The sequence below is a fragment of the Acidithiobacillus sp. genome (genome assembly GCF_027322205.1).
GTDB lineage: Bacteria > Pseudomonadota > Gammaproteobacteria > Acidithiobacillales > Acidithiobacillaceae > Acidithiobacillus.
In genome coordinates, this window is record NZ_DAHVHY010000136.1 from 1 (window position 1) to 2,387 (window position 2,387).

Sequence of the window (2,387 nt, forward strand, 5' to 3'; positions counted from 1 at the left end):
GGTTCGCAAGGTTTTGGGCGACGGGAGATGCGGCCATCGGTTTTGTATGGAAGGTGGCTGCGATAGATTCAGGATCTGGGCAATTTGTGCAAGATAGCGCGTTCGTTCGGCTTGTAATTTGCTGATGTCATTCGCAAGATCGTCTCGTGCCAGTTGGGTCCGGAGTACATTGGCCTCCGATCCCCGTGCAGATCGGTAGAGCGCCAGTGCGGCCTGCACGCTCTCGGCTTGCAACTGTTCCTGATGCCGGACCGTCATTATGGCTTTGTCGGTATAGAGCGCTTGCAGCCAGGCGCGGCGTAACAACAACACTAATTCGGCGGACTGGCCTTGCAGGGTGTCCGTAGCTGCTGCAGCTTCCACGCGCGTTTGTCGACCTTCCAGCCCCAGTTTACCGAAGGAGGGAAAAGTCTGACTCAGCCCCACACTCAGCATACTCATCTGCTGCTGATTCATGGAGAAATTGTTGAGGGGTAAATCTTCAGCACCCAGAGACAAATGCGGATCAGGCAACTGGGCTACGGATACGGCCTGATGTTTTAATTCTACTATTTTCTGGGTCAGCGCGCCGAGCCCCGGGTTTTGACGCAAGGCAATGGCTTGCGCGTCCTTCAAACTTAACGGATCAGCGCATGCTGCGGCCGTTGAAAAGCAAAGTAACATCCCGGCCAAAAGCCGCATGCTGTTCTTGGCTGATAATCGTTCCAATAGATTGGCATCCATGAAAATCTCCATAGCAAATCAATGACATTTCTCCTTTGAAAAAAGGAGTGCCTACTTGCTGAGGAGAACTTAAATGGTCAATCGTATGTGAAGCAGCGGAGGTGGATGGTAAGAGGGTTCAGGGGAAAAAAGACCGGGATGATCCTTCGCAACGAACTGAGAGTGGGTCCATGTCACGGATCCAATCCACACGGGAGTCGGGACAGAAATTCCAGAAAAGCGCAATCCGCCAGGCGCATGCGTCTGTGCACAGATGGCCATACACTGACTACTCATTGCTTCGGAATGGGGATCCATCATCCGCATGTCCATGCCGGGGTTATCCCGGCAACAGGGCATGTTCGCCATGGACATCCCCATCATGGACATCCCGTGCATTTCAACACAGGATATGTCCTGTGGCATCGCCACCGCAGCATTGCTCATCCAGGTTCCAATAAGGAACAAGGACAACATTGCCAGCGAACGAAAGTAGCGGCGAAGCTTTAACATAATTCGACCAGAAGATCTCAATCAGAGTAATTACTCTGACAACATTTTTGAAAAATGTAAAACAGAGCGCATGGAGGGTGTTGGTATTCGCTATGCAAAAATGGTCAAACTAACCTCATCTTCGTTCCACGGCGAAGACGTTTTCAGGGCTGTATCGGTGAGTCTGTGACAGAACGTGCAGTCCTAACACAAAAACCACGCTTGACCTTGCAGTGGGCCTTAATGTTTATCATGGACTGATGGGGGTGGTAGCAGGCTTTTACAGGAATCGTCTGTGAGAGGTAATCCACTGGACATAACGGATATCACCGTGAGGGGGCATGTTTATGGATGAAAAAACTCGTGGACAGCTTGAGATTGGCATAGACGGGATGACCTGCGCCTCTTGTAGCGCTAGGGTGGAGCGGGCATTGGGAAAGCTGCCCGGAGTCACCTCGGCCAGTGTAAACCTGGCGACCGAGCGCGCCGAAGTATTTTTCGACCCACAGCAACTCGATGCCGCCCGCATTGCCGGAGCGATCCGCGAGACCGGCTACACACCGGTGACCGATGAGATTGATCTTGTGGTGGAGGGCATGACCTGCGCTTCCTGTGTGGGTCGCGTAGAGCGCGCACTCAGAAAGCAATCTGCCGTGCTGGAGGCTGTGGTGAATCTGGCTACCGAGCGTGCGCATGTACGCTACATTCCAGCCATGATCAGTACGAACGAGTTGGCCAGCATTGTAAGCGCGGCGGGTTACGCCGCGCATCCTGTTCAAGAAGACGAGGGACAGGATGGCAATGAGACAGACCAGCGCCGTGCGAGTTTGCGCGCCATGGGCCGTGATGTCATCGTCGCTGCAGTGCTGGCTATGGCGATTCTGGTGTTGTCCATGGGTGCCTCCTTCTTTCCCGCTTTTGACCGCGCCCTAATGATCACCAGCCCTTTTGCACATTTCTGGGAGTGGGTGCAGTTTGTGCTTGCCAGTATCGTGTTGTTCGGTCCCGGTAGGCGGTTTTTTAGGCCAGGACTGATCGCCTACCGTCACCTGTCGCCAGACATGAATTCCCTGGTGGCCACCGGCACGGGTGCCGCGTGGGCTTACAGCGCATTGGTGTTAGTAGCACCCGCGTGGTTTCCGCTCGATGCACGACATGTGTATTTCGATTCAGCCGCAGTCGTTATCGCAGCC

The 2,387-nt window shown here is 53.9% G+C and carries 2 protein-coding genes; one reads left to right on the forward strand and one right to left on the reverse strand.

What is annotated here, in order from left to right:
- Positions 1 to 681: TolC family protein (locus tag M7F93_RS11755; RefSeq protein WP_298173767.1), on the reverse strand; the 681-nt coding region annotated here is incomplete at its 3' end.
- A gap of 860 nt (positions 682 to 1,541) precedes the next feature.
- On the opposite strand from M7F93_RS11755, the gene M7F93_RS11760 reads away from it, so the two are divergent.
- Positions 1,542 to 2,387: heavy metal translocating P-type ATPase (locus M7F93_RS11760; RefSeq protein WP_298173764.1), on the forward strand; the 846-nt coding region annotated here is incomplete at its 3' end.